Source organism: Dyadobacter sp. SG02 (assembly GCF_900109045.1).
Taxonomy (GTDB): domain Bacteria; phylum Bacteroidota; class Bacteroidia; order Cytophagales; family Spirosomataceae; genus Dyadobacter.
In genome coordinates this window covers 192,463-218,070 of record NZ_FNYL01000003.1, presented here as the reverse complement: position 1 = coordinate 218,070, position 25,608 = coordinate 192,463, and the positions used below count along the sequence as shown (strand labels likewise).

The window sequence follows — 25,608 nt, the reverse complement described above, 5'->3', positions numbered from 1 at the left end:
CTACCTGCATGATCCATTTAAGGATATTTCCAATAGTCCAATCTACCAGATATGTTACTTACTTCGAAATTAAAAAGTGATTAATTCCCGCTTCCCGGAAACTTTCAATACCGGATGTGCTATTTGAATTTTATAATTCTACGCTATGAACCATACTGAATCTATCCAGGAATTTTATCGCCGCGTTCCACAAGCCAATGCAGCCAGTCTCCCGCTGAACAATGCAGGAATAGGACATTTCAATGTGTTCGAAAGGAATTCATGCTACAAAAAGACGCCGTACAGCCGCCGCGACTTTTATAAGGTATCTTTCATCATTGGTACCGGGCGCCTGCATTATGCCGACAAATGGATCGAAATAGATCGTCCTGCATTGCTTTTCTCGAACCCGATGGTGCCTTATTCGTGGGAAGCGGTCTCTGAATCGCAGCTGGGCTGGTTTACATTGTTCACCGAAACTTTCGTCCATCCGGCCGAGCGCAAGGACTTTTTGCAGGATTCGCCATTATTCAAAATCGGGGCGAATCCGGTGTATTTCGTGAATGAGCAGCAGCAAAAGGAACTTTCGATGATTTTTAAAAAGATGATGGCGGAGATCGAATCCGACTATCCGCATAAGTATGGAATGCTGCGTAACTATCTGCATCTCGTCATCCACGAAGCCATGAAAATGCAGCCTGCGGAGACTTTTGAACGGCAGATCAACGCTTCGGCGCGCATTACCTCGCTTTTCATGGAGCTACTTGAACGGCAATTTCCGATCGACACGCCCGAAAATGCATTGCGCCTGAAAACGGCCAACGATTATGCCCAAAGCCTCTCGGTACATGCCAACCATCTGAACCGCTCGGTAAAGGAAATTACCGGCAAAACCACGACGGAGCACATTTCGGCGCGCATTACCAAGGAAGCGCAGGCATTGCTCAACCATACCAGCTGGAACGTGTCGGAGATCGCTTACAGCCTGGGCTTCGAATACCCCGCCTATTTCAATATTTTCTTCAAGAAACAAACCGGCCTCACGCCTGGGAACGTACGCGCCGGAGCTGTGTGATTTTTATAAAGATCTGTTTGAAAACTATAAAACCCCGGGCATTGTCCGGGCGTAGTTTTGTATTGTAAAAATAATTTCGAAAACTGCAATATTCACCCGGACTGGAAGTCCCGGAATGGAAGTTCCCCACTGGAAGTCACGGACTAGTTACCCCAGCCGATAGCCAACAAACAGATGCAATACAGAAACCTTGGGAAAACAGAAGAAAAATTATCAGCTATCGGACTCGGCTGCATGGGCATGAGCTTCGCCTACGGCCCTGCCGACGACACCGAAAGCATTGCCACACTGCACCGCGCCCTCGACCTCGGGATCAATTTCTGGGATACCGCCGATATGTATGCCAATGGCGAAAACGAGAAACTGATATCGCAGGTCCTGGTACCGAACCGCGACAAAATTTTCATAGCCACCAAATTCGGTTTCCGGTACGGCGAGAATGTCAACGCGCCGCGCAACTCGGCTGGCGCCTATTTCGACGGTTCGCCCGCCTGGATGAAAGTAGCCGTTGAAAACAGCCTGAAAAGACTAAAAATCGACACCATCGACCTCTATTACGCCCACCGCGTCGACCCTAATGTACCCGTGGAAGAAATGGTAGGCGCTATGGCGGAGCTTGTAAAGGAGGGCAAAGTGCGTTACCTCGGTCTGAGCGAAGCCTCGGCCACATCCATCCGCAAGGCCCACGCCGTGCATCCCATCGCCGCATTGCAGAGCGAATATTCGGTGATTACCCGCGATGTGGAAGGAACGATACTCGACACCGTCCGCGAGCTGGGCATTTCGCTTGTACCCTACTCGCCGCTAGCCAGAGGACTGGTTACCAACACATTGAACACGGAAACGCTGGCGGAAAGCGATTTCCGTCGTTCGCTGCCACGCTACCAGGAGAATGTCGCCGACAACAATGCCAGACTCGTGAGCGGCTTTGCCGAAATCGCCGCGGGCAAGCAATGCACGCCCGCGCAGCTCGCGCTCGCATGGGTACTCGCACAAGGCGACGACATCATCCCGATCCCGGGCACCAAAAAGCGCAAATACCTCGAAGAAAACGCGGAAGCCGTCGACGTAGCGCTTTCAGCCGAAGACCTGAAAACCATCGACGCCCTCATTGCCCGTTACCCCGACACCGGGGCCAGATACAGCGAAGGCGCCATGAAAATGGTTAACCATTAACCTCGGATTTCAATCCAGGGCCTTAAATGGTTTTTAAGGAAGGATCATAAAACGATCGCCAAAGCGCTGCGGCTTCTTCGACCGTTTCGGGCGGAGAAGCCAGGTAGCTTTTAATTTTGGCCAGGTTTTCGGAATGCACGTCTTTCACTGAATATTTGACAAGATTGACGAGCAGCTTATCGATCTCCGTGGTGTCGTTCTTCCAGTTTTTACTGTATTTCCCAAACCATTCTTCACTCAGAAAAACCACGCCCGAATACCGGTAAACATCCGAAAACCCGAAAGCATCGATGACGATCGGCTCAGTGGGCCATTCTGCATTCAATTCCTTGTCGCTATACCTTTCGCGACCGTCGCCGAGGAGGGCGATAAATCTGTATGTTTTTACCATGGTGACAGTATATTTCCGCCCAATATATCCCGCCTGATTTACTGCTACAAATGATTTTTATAAAAATTGTTATCTCAAATTCTGATGCACCGCGGGATGATTGTGACAATCGGAATGTTAGCTAATTTTACATCCACATCAAGGAATAGTCATTCATGATCCGAATCTCCCAACTCCCGCTAATCCAGAATCCGGGACAGTTTTATGCCGCCGGGCACATCCTGCTTGTCGATGTCCTGCTGGTAGGCGACGCGCCGCGGCAAATGCGGGAATACATCAAAAACACCCACGGAGGATTTATTTACGATAAGAAAACATACATTCCGATCACGCTCACGGGCACCCCCGAAAGCCTGCTCGCGAACGCGGGCAAGCCGATCGTTTTCAAATTCGATCGCGGTTTTGAAAACCACTACCATTTCAACGGCGACCTGAATGCATTGATCTGGCACAAAAAGTTGTACAATATTTCCGCGCTCATCGACCAGCCCTCCGTCCAGTTCGACCGGGAGGAAGATTTCATCATCGAACGCTACCTGGCCGGCTACCGCGAATATTCGGAACCTGAAACGGAAGAGAAACTGCTATCCATTCCGGCACAAAGCCCGGCTATCGGGTTAAAGGCGATGAAGGGATTACGGCCGGTGCGGAAAGATTAGGCGAAGTTATGAGCCGATTATGCGGAGAACGGCCCCCGCTACGAATTAGACTGGTGCTTACATCCATTGTCTGAGTTAGTCGATGGTTTCGGGGGCTGTCATGCATTAAAGCACATTTTTCTTAATCGCCTTTCCCCAAAACTCGCCCAGAACAGCTACACCTTCCACATTAGGGTGCAGGTAGAACACGCCCTGCTGGCCATTTTCCGGCTTGAATAGTTTGAGATAATGCTTTTTGAAATACTTGAATGCTTTCGTATCACCCTTGAAAACGCGTCCGGGTTCGGTGGTTTTATACTCGTCGATGAGCGCGTCGAGCTCGGGAACGTAGGTTTGCAGCCGTTCCAATCCTTCCGCAAGGTATTTCGAGCGATTGTAGGTATTCGTACTGTACCAGATGGGGTGGTGAATGATCACTTTACTGCCCGGATAGCGTTTCAGCAGCTCCGAAACGATCGTTTGCACATTCTTTTTATAGTTTTCTTTCGAAACCGGCGACCCGTTAGGGCCCTGTATCGCACTGTCGTTAGTGCCCAATTTCACTGAAAACAGCAACTGATGGTCTTTTTGGAGGTACAAGCTGTCGGCAGCGGTGGTAGCGAGCGCGAAATATTTGCCCGTTTCCGGTAGCCAGTCGACGGTGGTGGAACCGCTTCTGCCTGCATTGGCATACAAAACATCGTCGACACCCTTCTGTGCTTTTAGGTAGTTTACGGCGTGTGTTGGTGGCGGAAAGCCGTTGTCTCCGCCTTTGCCCTGGGTAATGCTATTGCCAATGAACACAATGCTCAGTTTGGCCTGGGAAAAGACGTTGACAGAAATCAGCAGGAATACAGCAACAAGTGTCTTGATTTTCATCGGAAATGCCGGGATTGGGAGCGATAAACAGTTTCGAACAATGTTTAAGAAAAGGCCGGGGCCGCAAATCCTACCGAAAAAAAGAACATCATTTTACCAACACTTTCATCTGCTTCCTCAGGCTAAATGCCCGCAGTCAGGTAGCGAACGCGATTTTTACCCGATATTCCCCAATGCCAGATCGATATGCGCCAGGTGATGCCGTACATGCCAAACGGACATCGCCAATGCCTGCTTTTGGTCAAACCAGAGTTTGCGTGCGGGATGGTAATACCGGCGGGCAAACTGTTCCTCCGTAAGCGCGGCTGCGAGATAGGCGTAACGCGTATGCGTACCCTCAAAAATCGCCAATGAAGCCTCAACAGGCATATTCAGAGAATCGGGCGTGTGGGCCCAGGCATTCATGTCGATCATCGTCACCTCGTCGTAATCCGGCTCGGTGATGGCCTTTTTCATCCGCAGGTAATGCACAAATTGCAGGTCGGCAACATGGTGGATAAGCTGCCGGATATTCCAGCTTCCTTCACGGTAGGTTTTCAGCAAGTCCTCATTCGAAAGGTTCTCGACGCGCTTCCGGTACTCGGACGGGATTTCGGCGATAATGCGTATGAATTCCCGAATTTCCTCGCCCGAATAGGTCTCTTTCAATGCAATGGGCCCAATGGGGTATCGGCGGTCGGTCATGCGGTTTTCTTTCTTTTGGATTCAACAAAAAGGGCACCCGCCACCAGCCCGACCAACAGCAATGAGCTTACGAGGTCAATTTTGCTACCGGCGGCCACCGAAACCGGTTCGAAGCGGAATTTGATCGTGTGCTTGCCCGCGGGTACGCGAAGTGCGCGTAACACATAGTTCGCGCGTAACATATCGGCCGGTTTGTCATCGATCGTCACCTGCCACTCGTCGCGGACATTGTAGTAAATTTCCGAGAATACAGCCAATCCTTCTGCATTGGCGTTTGTTTCGTAAACCAGTTCATTGGGCTTATACGAAATCAGGCTGATTTTGGCCGTCGAATCGGGGCCTTCTTTGAGGCCTTCCAGTTTGGACGCAAACCGCTGGTCCACTACCGCTTCCGTACGCAGATTAACCGTACCTAACGCGGCCATTTCGGCATCCGCATTCGGTACAACTTTGAATGATTTTACGAACCATGCATGTCCGTAAGCCTGCGGATTGGGCTGCGCTACTTTGTTACCCTGCTGATCCGGCGTGATGAAATATTTTGCATTCAGCATGTTCAGGACTTCCATATTCGGCTTCTCGGTAAAAAACTGATTTTCGAAAAGCTCCTGGTAGCGACGCATTTTCGCGGCGTGGTATCCTCCTAATGATTTATGAAAATACGATGCCTGCGCGCTGTTGAACGGTCCACCCTGGGAAGCAACGTCGTAAACCCGGTAATCCGGATCGGTATCGCGCAGGATCTGTTCGTCGGCCGGAGAAGGCGTTCTTACGCCCTGGGCTACATAAGCGCTTACGAAGTCTTCATTGTTGAGATATCTTTTATCAACCCCGAACAAATCAAAGATGACCAGCACGAGCATTACGCTGTAAAACACCGTAGATTTCAGCTTATCCTGCGCGTAGAACCACACGAGTGCTGCCGCTAGCGCAATAAAAATCAAACCACGGATCGCATCCCCTTTCATAAGGCCTTCGCGGTCCTGGATGACCGAATTCAGGATTTGCTGACCAAATTCAGGGCTTTGCGTTTGTTGCCCATACTGTTGTGCCAGCGCTGCCATAGGATCGTTCGCCGCTTTAAAGCTGAAAAACAGCCCCGGCAACAATGCCATAATCAACATAAGGCCGCCGGTAATGGCTACCGAAATCAGGAAAGGCTTTTGTAATTCTTTTGCGGTAATCTTCTTCTGAACGATGGTGGCTAATGCCAGAACGCCCACAAGTACCATCAGCAACTGCGCGAGCGAGATCACCATCGTCATCGCCCGGAACTTGTTGAACATCGGAAAATAGTCGAAAAACAGGTAATTAATCCCCGCAAAACTCTTCCCGAGCGCCCAGATCACATAAAGCACGACCACACCGCCAGCCCAGTATTTCAATGGATTTTTAACAATAAACAACCCAAGCACGAAGAGGAAGAACACAATAGCACCGATGTAATTCGGCCCGCCCATAATAGGCTGATCGCCCCAATAGAGTGGTAATTGCTGAATGATACTCTGTGCATTAGTCGCGTCGATGCCGCGGCCGGTCAATGTCTTATATGTTTCAGAGTTATTCGAAAGCGGCCCGGTGGAAGCGCCGCCGTAGGCATTCGGGATCACCAGTGTGAGTAGTTCGCCTACACCATAACTGTATGTAAATGCATACTCCTTATCCAGCCCGTCGCCCTGTTTCGCGTCCGCCTTTTTCGCGCCTGTGGTAAGCTCCGATTTGCCGCGGATCGTTTCTTTGGTATAATCATAAGCATTCCAAAGGCGCGTCGTGTGCGTCCCAACCGCTACAACCGCCGCGAGCGCAAGCCCGCCGAGTACCAGCGCCAGGTCTTTCGCAAGGCCCTTTTTGATCAATGTATTACTCTCGATAATCACCAGTATCACAATGCCGATGCCGAGGTAATAGGTAATCTGCACGTGGTTGGCATATAATTCCAGCGAGAGAAACAGCGCGGTAAGCGCCGCTCCGGCCAGCCAGTTACGCCGGAAAGCGAGGATCACGCCCGCGAGTACACCCGGCGCGTACATAATCGCGATCACCTGCGAAATATGCCCGGCTTCGAGGTTTATGACGTTGAAACAGGAGAATGAGAATGCCACGGCCCCTATGGCAGCCAGCCAGCCGCCCGCCCCGAGCACGAGGAACAGCACATATGCGCTGACCATGCCGATCAGGAAGTAGTTGGCCGGTGCCGGAAGCAGTTTGTTCACCCCCTGCCCGATTTTGGTTGAAATGCTCGTCGGATAATCGGCAGCTACAAGGTACGACGGCATCCCGCCGAACATGCCGTTGGTCCACCACGACCATTCACTGGTTTGCTTGTTATAGTTGATTACCTCCCGCGCCGCGCCCTGTGCCTGGATCTCGTCGGTAGCGCTGAGTTTCTTGCCTTGCAGCACGGGTGAAACGTAAGCGACGGATAAGATCATGAAACCGATGACAGCCACCAGGTGAGGCCAGAGACGTTGCCAGGAGAACAGATTTTTCATTTTGGTAATATTAATCTACGGGTTGATTTCGGATGAAAGCGGTACCGCACACGGTCCGCCCTAAATATGACTTTTCAAACAGTAATAGTAGCAACGAACGCCGGTTGAGGGATATTAAATTTCCATTAACCGGCGCAAATATAGGAGTATTGGTATATGTTTGAGATGATGAAAACGATTCTTGTTCCGGCATTTTTTTAACATAATTAAGAATCAAGGCATATATTTTAAGAAAATACCGGATAAATTTGCGGAAATTGTGCCTTTTAAGGTTCAATTGCAGCTGTACATAGAAAGATTAGAAGTAACCCGAAATTATTAAATGAAACGAATTGGAGTTTTTACCTCAGGAGGAGATGCCCCTGGTATGAACGCCTGCATCCGGGCGGTAGTACGCGGAGCATGCTACCATGGTATTGAAGTATTTGGAATCAGAAGAGGATATAGCGGAATGATCGCCGGTGATGTCTACAAAATGGAGTCTCACTCGGTCAGCAATATAGTTCAAAGAGGAGGTACTATCCTCAAATCGGCAAGAAGCAAGGAATTTATGACCCCCGAAGGCCGCAAGAAGGCATACGACAACTTGCAGGCACTCGGCATAGAAGGACTGATCGCCATCGGCGGTAACGGTACTTTCACCGGCGCGATGATCTTCGGCAATGAGTACGGTATCCCTACCGTGGGCGCACCGGGAACGATCGACAATGATTTGTACGGCACCGACTATACTATCGGGTTCGATACGGCGGTAAACACCGCGCTGGACGCGATCGACCGTATCCGTGACACCGCCAGCTCGCACGACCGTATCTTCTTCATCGAAGTAATGGGCCGCGACTCCGGCTACATTGCCATCCAGTCGGGTATCGCGGGCGGCGCGGAGCTCGTAATGGTTCCAGAAGTACTGACGCCGATCTCTCAGGTTGTAGAAACCCTTAAACTGGGATGGAGCCGTTCGAAATCATCTTCCATCATCATTGTAGCGGAAGGAGACGAAGAAGGCAGCGCCCAGGAGGTAGCCGATAAAATCAAGGTTCAGGTGGACGAAAACGCGGATATCCGTGTAACGACACTGGGCCACACCCAACGCGGGGGAACGCCCTCCGCCTACGACCGTATCCTGGCAAGCCGCCTTGGATTAGGTGCATTGGAAGGCCTCATCGCAGGACAAAAGAATGTCATGGCGGGTATCATAAACAATGAGCTGGTATATACGCCTTTCGAAGACACGATCAGACTTCCGAAACCGATCAACGAAGATTTGTTGAGAATGGTGAAGATCCTGAGTGTATAATACAATCCGGATTTAGCAGTAGCCTACTGCTTTGTACGCCATATAACCTACGAATTCATGCCATAGCATACAAAAGTACGCGAAGGCATCGGGGTCCGGTATCATGCTGTGAACAGTCAACCGGTTATATCCCCCACGAAAGTCGGCCGGGAAGGGGTCAATTTGGATTCCCATTTTTTCGAAACACCCGGCCGACCGGCGCATGTGAAATGCGGAAGTAATCAGCAGGTATTTTCCGGAAGGAAACATTTTATTCAGGATTCGGCCCGAGAAAACGGCGTTTTCACGCGTGTTACGTGCCCTTTCCTCGAACAGAATGTCATTTGCGGGCACACCCCAGCTTGCAAGTAACTCCGCCGCCTGGCGTGTTTCACCTTGCTTCTTGGCCATCAGCAATTCCCCGCTTGTTCCTGTAATCAATATCTTTTTGATTTTACCATGCTTGTAGAGCAGATAAGTTTGCAGGATCCTGTCGCCGTGGTTACCTACTGACGGATGGTCCTGTCTCGGGGTACTCATGGTGATGAGTCCGCCCGACAGCAGAATACCTACATCATACGTTTCCCTGACCTCGCTGAGATTGACGAACCTGGGCTCCCATGCGTTGATGGCCTTCGTCACCAGGTACGAATTGGATGCCAGCCCCAGCAGCACGATCGCCAAACCCACGGCCAGCTTCCGATGCCGGGTGTTTTTTGTAAAAAATGAGTAGATAAGTATAAAGAACACAACGCTCAAAGGCATTATGAGGAAGTCGAAGGCTTTGGAGAGAAAATAAAACATTTGGATAAGAACCCTGTTGATGTTAGCGTTTTGAAGTTAATTTTACAGACTTCAAGATTTGAAATAATCCAATAAACAGCTTTAAAGCAAACTTTCCATAACCTGATGAGAGATTATACCCGCACTTACCTATTGCTGATACTGGCCATTTTCGGTCTGTTTTCCACTGCTTATTCCCAGGAGTACCACATCGAAGCCACCATTAGGGGAATGCGCGATTCGTCGTTCGTTATCGGGCATTACAATCGGAACGCTTCGCAATTTGTCCCCAAAGACACCGCCAGGGCCGACGCCAATGGCAAGGTCGTGTTCGAAGGCAAAACGGCGCTTCCGGGTGGCCTTTACGTGATCCTCTTCCCCGGTAACCAGAAAATGATCGAGCTGATCTATTCCGGAAAGGAAAACCATATCGCAATCGAAGCCGATACTGCCGATGTAAACACGTCGATCAAAATTACCGGCTCCAAAGAAAACGAGCTTTTTTACGGTTATCGAAAAGAATTAGCCAAAGGCAGCAAGGAGATCGAGGTGTTAAGCAAGCAGACAACACCGGAGGCCCAGGCACGTATCCGCACAATTCAGGAGGGATTTGGCACTTACCGCAAGAAATTGCTGTCCGAAAACGCCGGAAGCTTCACGTCGCAGTTGCTCAAAATGTCCGCCGATCCCGAAATTCCCGCCGCACCGAAGTTAGCCAACGGTAAAACCGATTCGATGTGGGTCTTCAACTATTACAAGGCACATTACTGGGACGCTTTCGATTTCTCCGATCCGCGGATCATGAATACCCCATTTTACGAGCCCAAAATAGAGCGGTACTTCAAGAATCTGGTGGTGCAGGTCCCCGACTCGATTATCAAAGACGCCGACCTGATGGTGAAAAAGGTTTCACCGAACAAAGACCTGAAATCCTGGACGGTATTTTACATTACCAACCAATACGAAAATCCCAAAACGGTAGGAACTGAGGCCGTTTGGGTTTATATGGCTAATAAATATTACCTCTCCGGCGAAATGGAAGTTTCGGAGGATGTAAAAAAACGCATCGCCGACAAAGTCGCGACGATGAAGGATTTGCTCGTGAATAAAACTTTCCCCGCATTGACCCTGACCGACCCTGCCGGTAAAAAAGTAAGCGTGCAAGCCATCGAGGCAAATTACACCGTCCTGTTCTTCTTCGCGCCTACCTGCGGGCACTGCAAGGAAGCTTCGCCGGTATTGAAAGCGTTTTACGACAAAAACAAGGCCAACGGCATCAAGGTAATGGCCATTTCGACCGAGCACAATATCGAGGAATGGAAGACTTTCGTCAAAACATATCACCTCGAAGAACTGATCAACGGCTATGACGCCCTGAACCAGATCGATTTCAACCGGAAGTTCGACGTGGTAACGACGCCGACGATCTACATTCTGGATAAAAACAAAAAGATCATCGCCCGCAAGATGCCTGTCGAGCAATTGGAAGACTTTTTGAATTACTACCAAAACAAAATGGCCAGAAAACTCTGACCATTTTGCTCAAACGCCATCTAAATTTGTCTTAAAGGAATGCTACGCAAATGGGCAGCTTCACGGCAATGCTTTCGTGCTTGAACGTGAACTTGCCCGTTTCTGCGTTTATATCATACACCGCGAGGTTATCCGAAGCCTGGTTCGCGACAATCAGGTATTTGCCCGTCGGATCGATATTGAAATCGCGCGGGGTAGCGATGGATTTCGTCTGCTGATCCACCATTTCCAACTCGCCATTGCTCAATATTTTGAATGCCGTGATGGAATTATGCCCGCGGTTTGACACATACACGAACTTGCCGTTCGGATGCAAATGCACCGCGGCGCTTGTGTTTGCAGGACCCGAATAGTCCGCCGGGATCGTCGGATACGTCTTAATTTCCTTGATTACCCCCTTTTTATCGATCGAGCAGGCCGTTATGGTAGCTTCGAGCTCGTTGAGCAGGAACAGTCGTTTGCCCGAAGGATGGATAACCAAATGGCGCGGACCGGCACCGGCTTTGCCTGAGAAAAACGGCTGGGCCGCATTCGGCGTCAGTTTCCCGGCATTGGCGTCGGCGCTGTAATTCATCACTTTATCACTTCCCAAATCGGTCACATACACGTACTTCCCGTCCGGACCTGCCGTCGCGAAATGCGCGTGGGCTTTTTCCTGGCGTTTCGTATTAGGCCCGGTACCGGTATATTGCTCTTTGTAAACGGGCGCGCTCAGTTTTCCATCGGTTTCTATATTATAAGCCGAAAAGCTTCCGCCGCCGTAGTTTGAAACAAAAGCCATTTTGCCCGTCGGGTGCACCGACACATGGCAGGGGCCCATTCCTTCCGACGACTGACTGTTCAAAAAGGTAAGCTTCCGGTCAGCGCCGATCGCGTAGGCCGACACTTTATTATCCGACCCGATCGCATACAAATTCTGCTTGTTGGGTGAAATGGCCACATAACCGGGCGCGACCGACTTATTGATCGTATCGATGAGCGTAATCTGGCCCGAGGCAAGGTTCAGTTCGCAGCGGGTAATCGAAGAATTTGCCCCTTTGTCCTGGGTACCAACGTAGAATGTAACGTTTCTATCCTGCGCGAAGGCTTTCAAACCCGCCGAAAGTAATGCAATGGATAACAGCAGTTTTTTCATTGTTTGTGTTTTAAATGAATCCCTTCAATGCTTGGGAAAGGGAGGCAAAAGGCTTTTTTAATGTTAATTTGCCAGATAAGTAGCATTAAAATCAAACCAGAACGTCCCGAACGGCACGCACCTCGCCTGGCAGCCCGTTTCTATGAATCTTGCAAAGCACGGCCAGAATTGTGTAATGCTACCGGCAGAGTTGGATTTTATTTTTGTATACCAATTCTGAAAGACAATGGAAACGACAACAGATATAAAAAAAGCAATACTTCCGGTCACCGGTATGTCATGCGCGGCGTGTGCGGTGAGCGTAGAATCGATGCTTGGCCATACGAAAGGGATCACGAATGCCGCGGTGAATTATGCCAACCAGTCGGTGGCCGTATCCTACGACCCCGAGCTCGTTGACCTCCCCGAAATGGACCGCGTGCTGCAAAGCATCGGCTACGGGCTCATTATTGAAGAAAACGAGGAAGACGCGATCGCCGAACAGGAAAAAATCCAGCAGGAGCATTACCAGAATTTAAAAAACAAGGCCATTTATACCGGCATACTCACAGCGCCGGTGGTGGTACTGGGCATGTTCTTCATGGATTGGGCCTACGCCAACTACATTATGCTGGCGCTGACCGTGCCCGTGCTGGCTATTTTCGGACGGGACTTTTTCGTGAATGCGTGGAGGCAGGCGCAGCACGGCAAAGCCAATATGGACACGCTGGTAGCGCTCAGTACCGGGGTCGCCTTCCTTTTCAGTACGTTCAATACGTTCTTTCCCGCATTCTGGCACACACGCGGCCTGCATCCGCATGTGTATTTTGAGGCTGCGGCCGTCATTATCTTCTTCATTTTACTGGGAAAACTCCTTGAAGAGCGTGCCAAATCGAATACTTCCGATGCATTGAAGAAATTGATCGGCTTGCAACCCAAAACCGTACGGGTACATCGCGACGGCGGCGAGATGGAAATACCGGCACGCGAGGTAATCCCGGGCGACGAAGTCATTATCCGGTCCGGAGAAAAAATCCCCGTAGACGGCAAAGTTGCCAGCGGAAGCTCGTTTGTGGACGAAAGCCTGATGACCGGCGAGCCGATCCCGGCCGAAAAGAAACCCGGCGACAACGTATTTGCGGGAACACTCAACCAAACCGGCAGCTTCACTTTCATCGCCGAAAAAGTGGGTAAGCAAACGGTGCTTGCGCAGATTATCAAAACCGTCCAGGCCGCGCAGGGCAGTAAAGCGCCCGTTCAACGACTCGCGGATCGCATCGCGGGCATATTTGTGCCTATCGTAATAGGTATTGCCATTCTTACATTCGTTGTATGGATGCTTTTGGGTGGTGATAATGCCATTACACACGCTATGCTGACGGCCGTGTCCGTACTTGTGATCGCCTGCCCGTGCGCGCTTGGCCTCGCCACGCCCACGGCCATGATGGTAGGCGTAGGCAAGGGTGCTGAAAACAATATCCTGATCCGCGACGCTGAAAGCCTGGAAAAAGCCTACAAAGTGAATGCCGTAATACTCGACAAAACCGGTACGCTCACCGAAGGTCGCCCTGAGGTAACCGATTGGAAATGGATCGGCACGCTGAAAGATCACGAAACGCATTTGGCGGCAGTGAAAGCCCTCGAGGCACGTTCCGAGCACCCGCTCGCGCAAGCCATCGTGCAATACATTGAAAACGATATCAAAACCGACGTTTCTGATTTCCAATCGATGACAGGTAGCGGGATACGCGGCGTCGCCAACGGCAGTGAATACGTGATCGGCACATTGAAATTCCTCGAAAAAGAGCATATCCGTATTGCTTCGGAGCTTCAACCCGCTTATGAGGTACTGACTGCCCAGGCCAAAACCGTGATCGGCATCGCGATTAACGGGCAGCATGCCGGGCTAGTCGCCATCGCCGACCAATTGAAACCCACCTCCCGCGAAGCCGTTCAAAAGCTGCAAGCACAGGGCATTGAAGTACATATGCTAACCGGCGACAATGCACAGACGGCCACGGCTGTCGCGGCACAAGTCGGGATCGATAGCTACCAGGCCGAGGTAAAACCGGATGATAAAATGCAGTTCGTCAAAAAGTTGCAGGCTGAGGGCAAGACCGTCGCGATGGTCGGTGACGGCATCAACGACTCGCAGGCCCTCGCGCAGGCGGACGTGAGCGTAGCCATGGGCAAAGGCTCCGACATCGCCATGGACGTAGCCAAGATGACGCTCATCACCTCCGACCTCCTGGCATTGCCGAAAGCCTTAAAACTATCCCACAAAACCGTGGTCACCATCAAACAAAATCTTTTCTGGGCATTTATCTACAATGTCATCGGCATTCCCATCGCCGCCGGCGTCCTCTACCCCGTCAACGGCTTCCTGCTCGATCCGATGATCGCCGGCGCTGCAATGGCCCTCAGCTCGGTTTCGGTGGTGATGAATAGTTTGCGGCTGAAAGGGGCGCGGCTGTAAAATTTCGTGGTAGTGAACCTAATTGTTTTGATTGATAAGGCTTACTACCACTTTTACCATTATGTCCTTTTCCGTCGGACTACTTTCGGCTATCATCAGTGTCAGCGCCACCAATGCATTATCCGCAAGTCGTTTGGAGCCATCCGGTTTATACAGCGTATTGTTTCGTTCCAGAAACCATACAAAGATCAATGCGGCGATTCGCTTGTTACCGTCTGTAAATGAGTGATTTTTAATGATAAAATAGAGCAGATTCGCAGCTTTTTCCTCGATGCTCGGATAGAGTTCCACACCATCAAATGTCTGGTAAATCGTGTTGATCGAGCTTTTAAATGAGTCGTCCTTTTCATTACCGAAAAAGGTGTGGCCTTCAAACTTGCTCCGAAGCCCCCGGATTGCCGAAATGGCTTCGTCATAAGTGATGACAAAAAGCTGTTTTTCCGATACTCCTTCAATTCCTAGCGCTTGATGGTCATACCTGTCAAGGATATCAAGGGCATAAGCATAATCCGTCACCACCTGAATGAGGCCTGTTGCTTCAACCGCGGTGAGTTCTTTGCGCCGGATAACGTTAGCAAGTAAGCCAACTGTCTTTTTCAGGTTTGCCAGCTGATCGGATTTCAACTTTTCCTGTACCGAGAAGCCTTTGATCAGGTAATCCTTCAAAACCCGGTTAGCCCAGATCCTAAACTGCGTTCCTTGTTTGGACTTCACACGGTAGCCGACAGAAATGATCGTATCCAGACTATAAACCGCAATTGGCTTGTCCGAAAAAGCAATGTGCAAAAATTGCACATTGCTTTTTCGGACAAGCTCATCCTCTTTAAAAACATTAGAAATATGCTTCGAGATCACAGATCTTTCCTTCCCAAATAGCTCCGCCATTTGCGCCTGCGTCAGCCAGACGGTTTCATTTTGAAGTTGTACTTGAAGAGTCATTTTACCTTCCTCTGATTCATAGAGAAGGATTTCACCGTGTTGTGAATTAGATGTAGCGTCCATATAGTGTTTTTAATGATTAGAATTTCACTATTGATACGCTATGTCACAGAATGGGTAACAGCTTGTAGAAGTCATCGCATCACCCAAAAACTCTGTAACGCCACCCCACAATTCTGTAATACTCGATAGCAACCCGCCAGCGATATTTGTAAGACAATTTAAAACAACACATTCCGCCCGGAGCGGGAGATTTTAGTAACCATGGAAACCTTACAATTCAAAACCAATATTAAATGCGGCGGATGTGTCGCTACCGTTACACCATTCCTGAATGGAGATGAAAATGTCGAAAACTGGACGATCGATCTGGAAAGTTCGGATCGGGTACTGAAAGTGGAGACGAGCCATTCGCCGGAAGAAATTCAGCAGCTGATCAAAAAGGCTGGATATGTAGCGGAGGAAATCGCCTGATAATTAGTATTTTTGGCCCGGAACCCCAATTTCGGGCCAATGCATTAGCCGTGAAAATAGCATTGCCAATAGCCTGAAAACGTTTTGCCAGCATTCAAATGAAAAACAAACTGCACCGATCGATCACCGTCCTGATGGCCTTCCTGGTCCTGCTAAGCAGCACCGGGTTCGTGCTCACGGAACGCCAGTGCGCGATGATGGGTGGCAAGTCGATGCAGTTGGTGGGCAAATCCAAAGAAAATTCTTGCAAACCCAAAGCCGTTTCTTCCTGCTGCGCCAAAAGTGCGGCGCTGAAAATGGCCAAGGGCACATCCTTCCAAAAAACACCTTGCTGCAAGGAAAGCCAGAAGCTCGAAAAGCTGAATGTAGCCTCGGTGGATTCGCAATTGCATGCAAAACTGCTTAAATCGGTCGCCACCGGGGTTACCTGGTCGGTTACGCGCTACCAGTTCATCCGTGCCGAATGGACGCTTCCTGCCGCCTTCTTTTCCACCGATATATCCTTCTCTTCCCGTCTTCATGGGAGAAGTATGCTCGCATTTATCCAGTCGTTCCTGATCTGATTTCATTGAATAACAGCATTAATGCAAAACCGCCTGCCTTCCGGCCAACGGTTTCAGCAATGAATCTCTTATTCCAATGAATCCATGAAATCATGAACAAATACCTTTTGGGAGGATTGCTTTTACTGATATCCTCCTGCATTTACGCACAACGTATAACCGGTTCGGTCAACGAACAGGAACCGCAGACCAAGAACCTGAAACCGATTACCGGAGCCAACGTCTATTGGGCGGGAACCACAAATGCGACCGCTACCGACGAAAATGGCCGGTTCAGTATTCCGCGGTCGGCGCAATCGGCGCTGCTGGTGGTGAGCTTCGTCGGGTTTCGCAACGATACCATTAAGATCGGCCAGGAAAGTGATTTGCAAGTGGTGCTTCAAAGCGATCAGACGCTCGACGAGGTGACGATCCGCGCCGGAAATACGTCTATCGACAGGCTTTCTCCCCATCAAACTGAAATTATCACCACCCGCGCTTTGGCGAAAGCGGCCTGCTGCAACCTTTCCGAAAGTTTCGAAACCAATGCATCCGTCTCGGTTTCTTACAGCGATGCGGTGACCGGTTCCAAACAAATCCAGATGCTTGGCCTGAATGGGACCTACATTCAAACCAATGTCGAGAATATCCCTTCCATTCGCGGACTAGCCTCCACATTCGGGCTCAATTTCGTTCCGGGAACCTGGGTCCAGTCGATCGACGTCGGCAAGGGCGCCGGCTCGGTGGTGAATGGTTACGAATCGATGACGGGGCAGATCAATGTGGAGCTTCAAAAGCCCGATACGCAGGAGAAGTTGTACCTGAATACCTACGTCAACAATTTTGGCCGAGGTGAAGTAAACCTGAACCTCGCGCACCAGCTGAACAAAAAATGGAGCACCGGCCTGCTCACGCACGGAAGCACATTGCGCAACCGCATCGACAAAAACGGCGACGGCTTCCTGGACCTGCCCCTTTACACGCAGTACAATGCCATTAACCGCTGGAAATACCAGGGCGATAAATTAATGGCACAGTTTGGCGTGAAAGCATTATACGAGGATCGGCTGGGTGGCCAGAAGAGTTTCGAACGCGGGATGAAAGGCACGACGCAAGCGTACGGTTTCGGTGCGAAGGTGAACCGTTACGAGTTTTTCTCCAAAATTGCGCGGCTGTTCCCCGAGCAACCTTACAAAGGGTTGGGACTGATTCTGAATGCATCTATTCACGATTCCAAATCCTATTTTGGCCTCAATAACTACGATGGTACCCAAAAAACGCTGTACGGAAACCTGATTTACCAGTCAATCATCGGCAATACCAATCATTCCTACAAGACAGGTATCAGCTATATGCTCGATAACTATGACGAAGTTTATAAGGATATTCGACTGAAACGGAACGAATCGGTGCCCGGCGCATTCTTTGAATACACCTATAATTACCTCGACAAATTCGTAATGGTGGCAGGTGGCCGCGTGGACTTCCATAACCTTTACGGCACGCAATGGACGCCGCGCCTGCATTTGAAATACAGCCTGACCGACCAGACCACCCTGCGCGCTTCCGTGGGCCGCGGTTTCAGGGTCGCAAATCCGCTGGCGGAATATTACGGCAACCTCGTGAGCTCGCGCGATGTGGTTTTCCGCGAAGCGATCCGGCCGGAAGTGTCCTGGAATTACGGCGCCAGCGTTACGCAAGAGTTCAAAATCGGCGAAATGAGCGGGAATTTTATCATGGATTTCTACCGGACCAATTTCGATAACCAGCTCGTGGCCGATATGGAAGATCCGCGCTACATTCGCTTCTACAATCTTGAAGGAAGGGCATATGCCAACAGTTTCCAGGCCGAAGCGAACCTGACACCTGTTAAACGCCTCGAGCTGAAACTGGCCTACCGCCTGTTCGACGTGAAACAGACGATCCGCAATGTATATGACGAGAACACCTTGCAGCCGAGAATGATGGTGAGCCGCGACCGTGTGCTATTCAATGCCGGGTATGCCCTGCCGTACGATAAATGGAAGTTCGACGCCACGGTACAATGGAATGGTAAAAAGCGGTTGCCGTACATGGGCCACGTTCCCGACCATCACGTGCCGACCGACCTGGCATCGACCTGGGCGCCTTCGTTCTACAATTTCAATGCACAAATAACGCGTACCTTCCCGAAATGGGACGTTTACCTGGGCGGCGAAAACCTGGCCAACTTCCGTCAGAAAGACCCGATCATGGGTGCTAACGAGCCATTCGGGCAGCATTTCGATGCGGGAATGGCCTGGGGGCCGGTAGTAGGGCGAATGATTTATGCGGGAATGCGTTATAAGATTATCAGATGATATCATTATGAAATTATATATTAAAAATATGGTATGTGACCGCTGCAAGCGGGTGGTGCGGGAGGAACTGAACGGGCTGGGGATCGACTTGAATTTCGTAGAACTTGGCGAGGTGGAAACTATTGCCGAGGTGAATGCGGATAAGTTGCAGGAGGTAAAAGCGGTGCTTGAAGCCAGCGGTTTCGAGTTGCTCGACGACCGCCGTCTGGCGCTGGTGGAGCATATCAAGACGCTCGTGATCGACGAGGTGCAGAACCTGAAAGGTAATAAACCCTCGCAGATGAATTTTTCAGATTATTTGTCGGAGAAAATCGGATATGAATACTCGTACCTGAGCAACTTGTTTTCTTCCGAAACCGGGCAGACGATCGAGCAATATATCATTGCCCAGAAAGTTGAAAAGGTAAAGGAATGGCTTTCCTATAACGAACTTACATTAAGCGAAATAGCGTGGCGCCTCGCTTACAGCAGCACGGCGCATCTGAGCAACCAGTTCAAAAAAGTGACCGGCATGACGCCCGGGGAGTTCAAGAAAGGCACATCGCAGCGTACCGCGCTCGATCAGGTAGGTCAATAGGTATCGAAATTCACTGAGTATAAAATATAGATTATCAATAATTTAAGCTTCAACTGTATGAACAAAATCATTATTGCTTCCCTGCTGCTCCTGTCCGCCGCCTGTTCGGGTAATAAAACTGAAAAGGAGTCTGCCGGCACCGAAACACACGCGGTAAGTGAGAAAAAGTACGCCTGCCCGATGCAATGCGAAGGCGATAAAACCTACGCCGAGGCCGGCAAATGCCCGGTTTGCAAAATGGAATTGCAGGAAGTAGCCCTGGCCGAAACCGATACGACAGCACATCAACATTGATTTTAAATCTATTGCATTATGAAAACAACCATTTTAAGCATCATGACAGCCCTGTTACTGGGCCTGAATATCGCCTATGCCGACGGTACGAAAGAAGTAAAAATCAAGACCTCGGCCATTTGCGAAATGTGCAAAGCTCGCCTCGAACGTAACCTCGGCCTTTCGAAAGGTGTGAAAGAGTCGAACCTCGACCTTTCCAATAAGGTGATTACCGTGAAATACAACCCGGACAAAACGACTACGGAGGCCATCAAGGCGACGATCAACAAAACCGGCTACGACGCCGACGAGCTGCCTGCCGTTCAGAAGGCGCATGACAAACTGCCGAGCTGCTGCCGCAAAACCGCCGCGGCACATTAATCAAAAAAACTACTTCATCATGCTTCTCGACAGACTTTTTTTACTGACAGCCGCCGTCGCTACGGCGGCTGTCGCACTTCCCGCATCGGCCCAGCACGAGCATCACCAGGAGCCCGCGAAAGACACTATTAGCCATGAAATGCACGACATGAAAAGCATGGATCATGCGCAAATGGGCCATAACGGGCCATCGCACATGACCCACAGCTTTTCATTGAGCCTGCCTATGACCCGCAATGGCTCAGGTACCGGCTGGCAGCCCGACGCCACGCCCATGTACGCCTACATGAAGCACGGCAGCAAATGGAACTACATGCTGCACGGGAGCATTTACCTCCGCTATACCGCCCAGAACTTCAATAATGACGGCAAAAGAGGCTCCGATTCGAGGTTCAGCGCACCCAACTGGTTTATGGGTATGGCCCAGCGGCAGGTAGGCAAAAACGGCTTGCTAAACCTCCGGGCAATGGTTTCCCTCGACCGCATTGTGGACGGCGGCGCGGGCTATCCGCTGCTTTTCCAGTCCGGCGAGAGCTGGAAGGGCCAGCCGCTCATCGACCGCCAGCACCCGCACGACCTCATTTCGGAGCTTTCGATTGGTTATACTCAGCGTATTAATGACAAAGTCGATCTGACAATCTACGCGGGCTATCCCGGCGAGCCGGCCCTGGGTCCTACCGCATTCATGCACCGGATGTCGGCATTCAACAACCCCGATGCCGTGCTCGGCCACCACTGGCAGGATGCCACGCACATTACATTCGGCGTGGTGACGGCGGGTGTCCGATATGGCAAATTTAAACTGGAAGGATCTTCCTTCACCGGCCGCGAACCCGACGAAAACCGTTTCGATTTCGACAAGCCACGCTTCAATTCTTACAGCTACCGGTTACTGTTCAACCCTTCGGCCAACTGGGCGTTGCAGGCTTCGAGAGGTTTTATCAAAAGCCCCGAGCCCCGGGAGCCGGATGAGGACATCAACCGCACGACCGCTTCTGTACAGCATTCGGGGAATCTGAGCGGGAAAAACCGTTGGATTTCTTCGACACTCGTGTGGGGATTGAATGATGCGGGCGAGCATCACAAAGAACATTCCGTTCTGGCCGAAACCAATTTGCAACTTGACAAATGGGCCGTTTATGGCCGTTATGAATGGGTTCAGAAAAGCGACGTCGAATTGGGCTTCGAAACCGGTGAACACGATCCGCTGCTGGAAAACCTGCCGGTTTCCATGTTTTCGCTCGGTTTGAACCGGCAAATTGCTTCGTTCAGCAACACATTACTGCAAGCCGGAGCGCAAATGAGCCTCTACAAACCCGATCGGTTACTGCAAGGCATTTATGGCAAAACGCCGCTTTCCGGGCAGGTATACCTGCGCATTACCCCCGCGCTCATGCGTATGTAAGCGGGCTTTTTTAGTAGTTTTAGGTTTTAATTTAAACCAAAATACTACTGTGGCCTGGTACCATACTTATTTCAAAGGACTCCCCCAACGTGCCTGGAAACTCAATCAGGACGAAGAATACACCGATTACGAGGTTGATTTCCTGCGGGATGTACTTGAAATAACGCCGGACAGCAAGGTACTCGACGTGCTTGCGGGCTACGGACGGCATGCCATTCCCCTCGCAGCGCAAGGCACTGCATTGACCTGCATCGATATTTCGCAGGAGTATTGTGAAGAATTACAAACCATCAGCAGCCGGCAGCAATTGTCGGTGGATGTGATTTGTGCGGATGTTTTGAACTACCCGCTGCCCGAAGCCGCATTTGACGCCGCATATTGTTTCGGAAACAGTTTCAGCTTCTTCCCGCGAGCCGAAATGCAGCAGTTTATCAACCAGATAGCCACTGCATTAAAGCCGGGTGCTCATGCGGCGTTCCATACCGAAAACCTCGCTGAAAGTATCCTGCCCAACTTCCAGGCCCGTAACTGGATGCCGGTGCAGGACGACATTATCTATCTCGCAGAGAACGAGTACCGCGCCGAAGGCGGCTACATCGAAGCCGAGCAAACGTTCATTTCCGGTTCTGAAAAAGTAACGCACAGCGTCCGCCAGCACATCTACACGCTCGGTGAGCTTACGCACATGTTCGAACTGGCCGGGTTACTCGTGGTGGGTACATTCGGTAACCTCGAAGCCGATCCGTTCCAGCTGGGTGATGAACAGCTGTACCTCGTGGCGCGCAAGCAGTAATCAATGCGGGAGCCGCGCGCGGATGAGTCCGTACACCCAGGTTCCCGCAATGGCACTCAACAATGTGACAGCCACGGCGAGGTAACCTGCGCCGATTTGTGCAAACAATGGGCCCGGGCAAGCACCGGTGATAGCCCAGCCGATGCCGAACAGCAGTCCACCGTAAATCTGGCCTTTATCAAATGTCTTATCGGCAATGCTCACCGTTTCGCCGGATAATGTTTTGATATTGAATTTCTTAATGAGCCAAATGGATAGCAGCCCTACCGCAACTGCCGAGCCGATCACGCCGTACATGTGAAACGAATCGAGCCGGAACATTTCCTGAATGCGGAACCATGAAACGATCTCGGCTTTCAGAAAAACAATGCCGAAGATGACGCCCACGAGCAGATATTTGAGGTTCGCAATAAAACCTTCTGCGGATTGCTGGCGGTTCGCGCCGTCGCAGCCGTCGATTTTAATATTATCAAAATCCCTGTCGGCAGGTTCCGCGAGGGACGAATGCTGATGTATCTTCTCCATAATCTATCAAAGTTTAACGGGCCAGATTTAGCAGGAAGGGAAGCAGCAAATGCGTACTCGCAAACCCGCCGATCATAAAACTGACCGTGGCCACCAGCGACGGCCATTGCAGGTTAGACAGCCCCATTATTGCATGTCCCGAGGTACAACCGCCTGCATAACGCGTCCCGAAACCAACCAGAAACCCGCCCAGTACAAAGAATATCAGGCCTTTCAGTGTGAACACATTACCCGGCGCGAAAATATCCGCCGGCATCAGCCCGGAAAAATCCTGAACGCCCAATGCAGCCAGGCTTTGCCTCGTCTCGTCTGCCACCACAATGGTATCAGGATTAGCCAGCCAGAAGTTTCCCACAAACCCGCCAATCGCTATCCCCGCCACAAAAAACAGGTTCCACGCCTCCTTCCGCCAGTTGTATTTAAAAAACGGCAGCCCCGCCGGTATCACCGCCGCACAGATATGCCGGAACGACGACGATATGCCAAATGACTTGTTCCCCAGCAAGAGTAGCACCGGCACGGTAAGGCCTATCAACGGCCCGGCAACGTACCATGGCCACGGTCGTCTGAGAAGTTCGATGATTTCCATTTGAATATTAATTATATCGATTTTGTATACTAATTAGGTATGACTTTAATTATTGATATCTGTTCGGATTAACCACTGTCAGTTGAGAAATGCGCAGGAAATCCACTTCGTTGTCTGTTAACAAAATAAGGTCATTAACAATTGCTGTCGCGGCTATTATGGCATCGGGCGTTCTTATTCTTCTTTCCCGCCTCAACCTCACACAAGCCTGAACAATTTCCTCCGTTAATGCGAATATCGAGCTGTCATCGACAAATTCTCTCACACGCGCTTCGAAGCCACTTTTCCATGATAACAGTTCTATTTGCGTAATCACCGACAGCTGAGGCGCCGAATCAATCACAGAATCCAGCAAACGTTCGCCGTCCTGCGGCAATGAACCTGACAAATACTTTGAAACAATATTTGTATCGATTAAATAGCGCCCCATTCGCTTCGCATTTGATTTACGTGGTTGATAAGATCTTCGCCCGCTTCTTTCGGAAGAACTCCCCTATATTTTTCAGACAACTTTGTTTGTGGGGTTTCCTTTTCGTCATGCAAACGAATAATGTCCATTGCCTCCAAATCTCTAAGCAATTGTAATGCATTTTTGTGAGTAAGCTCTACAACCAGCGTTTCCATATCCAATCAATTGATTTTCCCTTAATCTACAAATAATCAACCAATAATCACGCTTCGGCTAAAACCGGCACGTTCGTTTTCGCGACGGCGCCGTAGCCTCCTTCAATGTTCACAACGTCGTCCACACCACGGGATTTTAGGATCGAGGCGGCGACCATGGAGCGGTAACCGCCCGCGCAATGGATGTGCAGTTTGCGGTCTTTCGGGAACTCCGGCATGAGGTCGTTAATGTAATCCAGCGGCAGATTCCGCGCTCCTGCAATATGCCCGGAAGCAAACTCATCCGGTTTGCGAACGTCGATTACCTCCACATTTTCTAATGCAAAACGCCTTGCAAATTCTTCCGCACTCACCGATTCCACCGTATCCAATTCCTTCCCGGCTTGTTTCCAGCTTTCGAAACCACCATTGAGATAGCCGATTGTATAATCATAACCCACACGCGCGAGGCGTGTTACCACTTCTTCCTCCTTGCCAGGCTCCGTTACGATGAGCAGTAGTTGTTTCAAATCGGGGATCAATGCACCTACCCAGGGAGCAAAGCTGCCGTCGATCCCGATATTGATAGAATTGGGAATAAAACCTTTGGCAAAATCTCCCGGTTTGCGTGTATCGAGGATCAATGCGCCGGTATTATTGGCCCTGGCTTCAAATGCCTCCGGCGAAAGTGCCTGATGGCCCCGTTCGAGCACGTCGTCGATGCTTTCGTAGCCCTCGCGGTTCATTTTTACATTTTTAGGGAAATACTGAGGCGGCTCGGTGAGCCCGGACGTTACGTCTCTAATAAACTCCTCTTTCGTCATATCGGCACGCAATGCGTAATTGAAACGCTTCTGGTTGCCCAGGGTGTCGGATGTTTCCTTGCTCATATTCTTACCGCAAGCTGAGCCTGCGCCATGGGCGGGGTAAACGATCAGGTCGTCTGGCAATGGCATGATCTTCGAGCGGAGGCTGTCGAAAAGGGTTCCGGCAAGGTCGTCCATTGTCAAATCCCCTTTTTGGGCCAGGTCCGGACGGCCGACATCTCCTATAAATAAAGTATCCCCGCTGAACAGCGCCACCGGCTTGCCGGATTCGTCGAACAGCAAATAGCTGGTCGATTCCATCGTGTGCCCGGGCGTGTGTAATGTGCGTATAACCACATCACCCAGCTTGAACTCCTCGCCATCTTCGGCAATGTGGGCTTTGAAACCGGTCTGCGCACCGGGACCATACACGATCTCGGCACCGGTTTTTTCGGCCAGGTCAATATGCCCTGAAACGAAGTCCGCATGAAAATGGGTTTCGAAAACATACCGGATTTTAGCGCCTACCTTCTCCGCTTTCTTCATGTACGGAGCTACTTCGCGCAGCGGGTCGATGACCGCGGCCTCGCCATTTGAAACGATAAAATATGCGCCCTGCGCCAGGCATCCGGTATATATCTGTTCTATTTTCATGTCGTTGATGTGGTTATGTGACGATTTTTGGTCAAGTTTTGTCAGGGGTGGTCAGGTGTGGTCAGGAATGGTCAAGTATAGTCAAGTTTTGTCAGGTGTGGTCAGGAATGGTCAAGTATAGTCAAGTTTTTTCAGATGTTGTAAGACTTGCAATTGTGTCAACCTGCACACCTAACAACCCATGACTACATCTGACAGTTCCTGACCACCCC

At 50.5% G+C, this 25,608-nt stretch carries 26 protein-coding genes; 14 read left to right on the top strand and 12 right to left on the bottom strand.

Going from position 1 to position 25,608, the window contains the following annotated elements:
- Positions 1–145 precede the first annotated feature (145 nt).
- Both BMW93_RS07945 and BMW93_RS07940 read left to right on the top strand, forming a co-directional pair.
- A complete protein-coding gene (locus BMW93_RS07945) occupies positions 146–1,054 on the top strand; it encodes an AraC family transcriptional regulator (protein WP_090374691.1) in 909 nt (302 codons plus the stop codon).
- Between the two features lie 174 nt (positions 1,055–1,228).
- Positions 1,229–2,230 (top strand): aldo/keto reductase, encoded by a 1,002-nt coding sequence (locus tag BMW93_RS07940; protein WP_090374690.1) that lies wholly within the window; start codon positions 1,229–1,231, stop codon positions 2,228–2,230.
- Positions 2,231–2,252: 22 nt separating this feature from the next.
- Here BMW93_RS07940 and BMW93_RS07935 read toward each other — a convergent pair whose 3' ends face one another.
- Positions 2,253–2,621, bottom strand: a complete 369-nt coding sequence (locus BMW93_RS07935; RefSeq protein WP_090374689.1) for a hypothetical protein — start codon at positions 2,619–2,621, stop codon at positions 2,253–2,255.
- Positions 2,622–2,776: 155 nt separating this feature from the next.
- Between BMW93_RS07935 and BMW93_RS07930 the strand changes: the two genes are divergently transcribed.
- Entirely contained in the window at positions 2,777–3,280 is a 504-nt protein-coding gene (locus BMW93_RS07930) for a hypothetical protein (RefSeq protein ID WP_090374688.1), read from the top strand.
- Between the two features lie 105 nt (positions 3,281–3,385).
- Here BMW93_RS07930 and BMW93_RS07925 read toward each other — a convergent pair whose 3' ends face one another.
- The 3 genes from BMW93_RS07925 to BMW93_RS07915 all read right to left on the bottom strand — a co-directional run bounded on the left by BMW93_RS07925 (position 3,386) and on the right by BMW93_RS07915 (position 7,314).
- Positions 3,386–4,138 carry a GDSL-type esterase/lipase family protein gene (locus tag BMW93_RS07925; protein WP_090374687.1) on the bottom strand — a complete coding sequence of 251 codons (753 nt, stop codon included), beginning with the start codon at positions 4,136–4,138 and terminating at the stop codon, positions 3,386–3,388.
- A 156-nt stretch (positions 4,139–4,294) separates the two neighbouring features.
- Complete coding sequence (locus BMW93_RS07920; RefSeq protein ID WP_090374686.1) at positions 4,295–4,822, bottom strand: YfiT family bacillithiol transferase; 528 nt, start codon at positions 4,820–4,822, stop codon at positions 4,295–4,297.
- Positions 4,819–7,314, bottom strand: coding sequence for a hypothetical protein (locus BMW93_RS07915; protein ID WP_090374685.1), 2,496 nt, complete (start codon positions 7,312–7,314; stop codon positions 4,819–4,821). Before BMW93_RS07915 ends, BMW93_RS07920 begins: the two co-directional genes overlap by 4 nt.
- Positions 7,315–7,636: 322 nt before the next feature.
- Between BMW93_RS07915 and pfkA the strand changes: the two genes are divergently transcribed.
- A complete protein-coding gene (pfkA, locus tag BMW93_RS07910) occupies positions 7,637–8,611 on the top strand; it encodes a 6-phosphofructokinase (protein WP_090374684.1) in 975 nt (324 codons plus the stop codon).
- A 12-nt stretch (positions 8,612–8,623) separates the two neighbouring features.
- Here pfkA and BMW93_RS07905 read toward each other — a convergent pair whose 3' ends face one another.
- Positions 8,624–9,394, bottom strand: coding sequence for a YdcF family protein (locus BMW93_RS07905; RefSeq protein WP_090374683.1), 771 nt, complete (start codon positions 9,392–9,394; stop codon positions 8,624–8,626).
- Between the two features lie 105 nt (positions 9,395–9,499).
- On the opposite strand from BMW93_RS07905, the gene BMW93_RS07900 reads away from it, so the two are divergent.
- Positions 9,500–10,906 carry a TlpA family protein disulfide reductase gene (locus BMW93_RS07900; RefSeq protein ID WP_090374682.1) on the top strand — a complete coding sequence of 469 codons (1,407 nt, stop codon included), beginning with the start codon at positions 9,500–9,502 and terminating at the stop codon, positions 10,904–10,906.
- Between the two features lie 31 nt (positions 10,907–10,937).
- Here BMW93_RS07900 and BMW93_RS07895 read toward each other — a convergent pair whose 3' ends face one another.
- A complete protein-coding gene (locus BMW93_RS07895; RefSeq protein WP_090374681.1) occupies positions 10,938–12,041 on the bottom strand; it encodes a lactonase family protein in 1,104 nt (367 codons plus the stop codon).
- 226 nt (positions 12,042–12,267) lie between these two features.
- Here BMW93_RS07895 and BMW93_RS07890 point away from each other — a divergent pair, with 226 nt between their 5' ends.
- Entirely contained in the window at positions 12,268–14,496 is a 2,229-nt protein-coding gene (locus BMW93_RS07890; RefSeq protein ID WP_090374680.1) for a cation-translocating P-type ATPase, read from the top strand.
- An 18-nt stretch (positions 14,497–14,514) separates the two neighbouring features.
- Here the strand turns inward: BMW93_RS07890 and rhuM are convergent, their stop codons facing one another.
- A complete protein-coding gene (gene rhuM / locus BMW93_RS07885) occupies positions 14,515–15,435 on the bottom strand; it encodes a virulence protein RhuM/Fic/DOC family protein (RefSeq protein ID WP_229240265.1) in 921 nt (306 codons plus the stop codon).
- A 264-nt stretch (positions 15,436–15,699) separates the two neighbouring features.
- On the opposite strand from rhuM, the gene BMW93_RS07880 reads away from it, so the two are divergent.
- The 8 genes from BMW93_RS07880 to BMW93_RS07845 all read left to right on the top strand — a co-directional run bounded on the left by BMW93_RS07880 (position 15,700) and on the right by BMW93_RS07845 (position 22,219).
- Positions 15,700–15,909 carry a heavy-metal-associated domain-containing protein gene (locus tag BMW93_RS07880; protein WP_090374678.1) on the top strand — a complete coding sequence of 70 codons (210 nt, stop codon included), beginning with the start codon at positions 15,700–15,702 and terminating at the stop codon, positions 15,907–15,909.
- Positions 15,910–16,007: 98 nt separating this feature from the next.
- Positions 16,008–16,472, top strand: coding sequence for a hypothetical protein (locus BMW93_RS07875; RefSeq protein ID WP_090374677.1), 465 nt, complete (start codon positions 16,008–16,010; stop codon positions 16,470–16,472).
- A gap of 92 nt (positions 16,473–16,564) precedes the next feature.
- Positions 16,565–18,790, top strand: a complete 2,226-nt coding sequence (locus tag BMW93_RS07870; protein ID WP_090374676.1) for a TonB-dependent receptor — start codon at positions 16,565–16,567, stop codon at positions 18,788–18,790.
- Between the two features lie 7 nt (positions 18,791–18,797).
- Positions 18,798–19,367 carry an AraC family transcriptional regulator gene (locus BMW93_RS07865; protein ID WP_090374675.1) on the top strand — a complete coding sequence of 190 codons (570 nt, stop codon included), beginning with the start codon at positions 18,798–18,800 and terminating at the stop codon, positions 19,365–19,367.
- Positions 19,368–19,424: 57 nt separating this feature from the next.
- Positions 19,425–19,661 carry a heavy metal-binding domain-containing protein gene (locus BMW93_RS07860; protein WP_090374674.1) on the top strand — a complete coding sequence of 79 codons (237 nt, stop codon included), beginning with the start codon at positions 19,425–19,427 and terminating at the stop codon, positions 19,659–19,661.
- 18 nt (positions 19,662–19,679) lie between these two features.
- The gene (locus BMW93_RS07855; protein ID WP_090374673.1) at positions 19,680–20,021 is read left to right on the top strand and encodes a heavy-metal-associated domain-containing protein; all 342 of its coding nucleotides are present in this window, start codon (positions 19,680–19,682) and stop codon (positions 20,019–20,021) included.
- Positions 20,022–20,040: 19 nt separating this feature from the next.
- On the top strand, positions 20,041–21,426 hold the full coding sequence (locus tag BMW93_RS07850) for a TonB-dependent receptor (RefSeq protein ID WP_090374672.1): 1,386 nt from the start codon (positions 20,041–20,043) through the stop codon (positions 21,424–21,426).
- A gap of 49 nt (positions 21,427–21,475) precedes the next feature.
- Positions 21,476–22,219 (top strand): class I SAM-dependent methyltransferase, encoded by a 744-nt coding sequence (locus BMW93_RS07845; RefSeq protein WP_090374671.1) that lies wholly within the window; start codon positions 21,476–21,478, stop codon positions 22,217–22,219.
- Here the strand turns inward: BMW93_RS07845 and BMW93_RS07840 are convergent, their stop codons facing one another.
- The 5 genes from BMW93_RS07840 to BMW93_RS07820 are packed head-to-tail and all read right to left on the bottom strand — an operon-like array spanning position 22,220 to position 25,396.
- Positions 22,220–22,744, bottom strand: a complete 525-nt coding sequence (locus BMW93_RS07840) for a YeeE/YedE family protein (protein WP_090374670.1) — start codon at positions 22,742–22,744, stop codon at positions 22,220–22,222. It abuts the gene before it with no gap.
- A gap of 13 nt (positions 22,745–22,757) precedes the next feature.
- The gene (locus BMW93_RS07835; protein WP_090374669.1) at positions 22,758–23,333 is read right to left on the bottom strand and encodes a YeeE/YedE family protein; all 576 of its coding nucleotides are present in this window, start codon (positions 23,331–23,333) and stop codon (positions 22,758–22,760) included.
- A 49-nt stretch (positions 23,334–23,382) separates the two neighbouring features.
- Positions 23,383–23,763, bottom strand: coding sequence for a type II toxin-antitoxin system VapC family toxin (locus BMW93_RS07830; protein WP_090374668.1), 381 nt, complete (start codon positions 23,761–23,763; stop codon positions 23,383–23,385).
- Positions 23,748–23,957, bottom strand: coding sequence for a hypothetical protein (locus tag BMW93_RS07825; RefSeq protein WP_090374667.1), 210 nt, complete (start codon positions 23,955–23,957; stop codon positions 23,748–23,750). Before BMW93_RS07825 ends, BMW93_RS07830 begins: the two co-directional genes overlap by 16 nt.
- A gap of 47 nt (positions 23,958–24,004) precedes the next feature.
- Entirely contained in the window at positions 24,005–25,396 is a 1,392-nt protein-coding gene (locus BMW93_RS07820) for a rhodanese-like domain-containing protein (protein ID WP_090374666.1), read from the bottom strand.
- Positions 25,397–25,608: the final 212 nt, after the last annotated feature.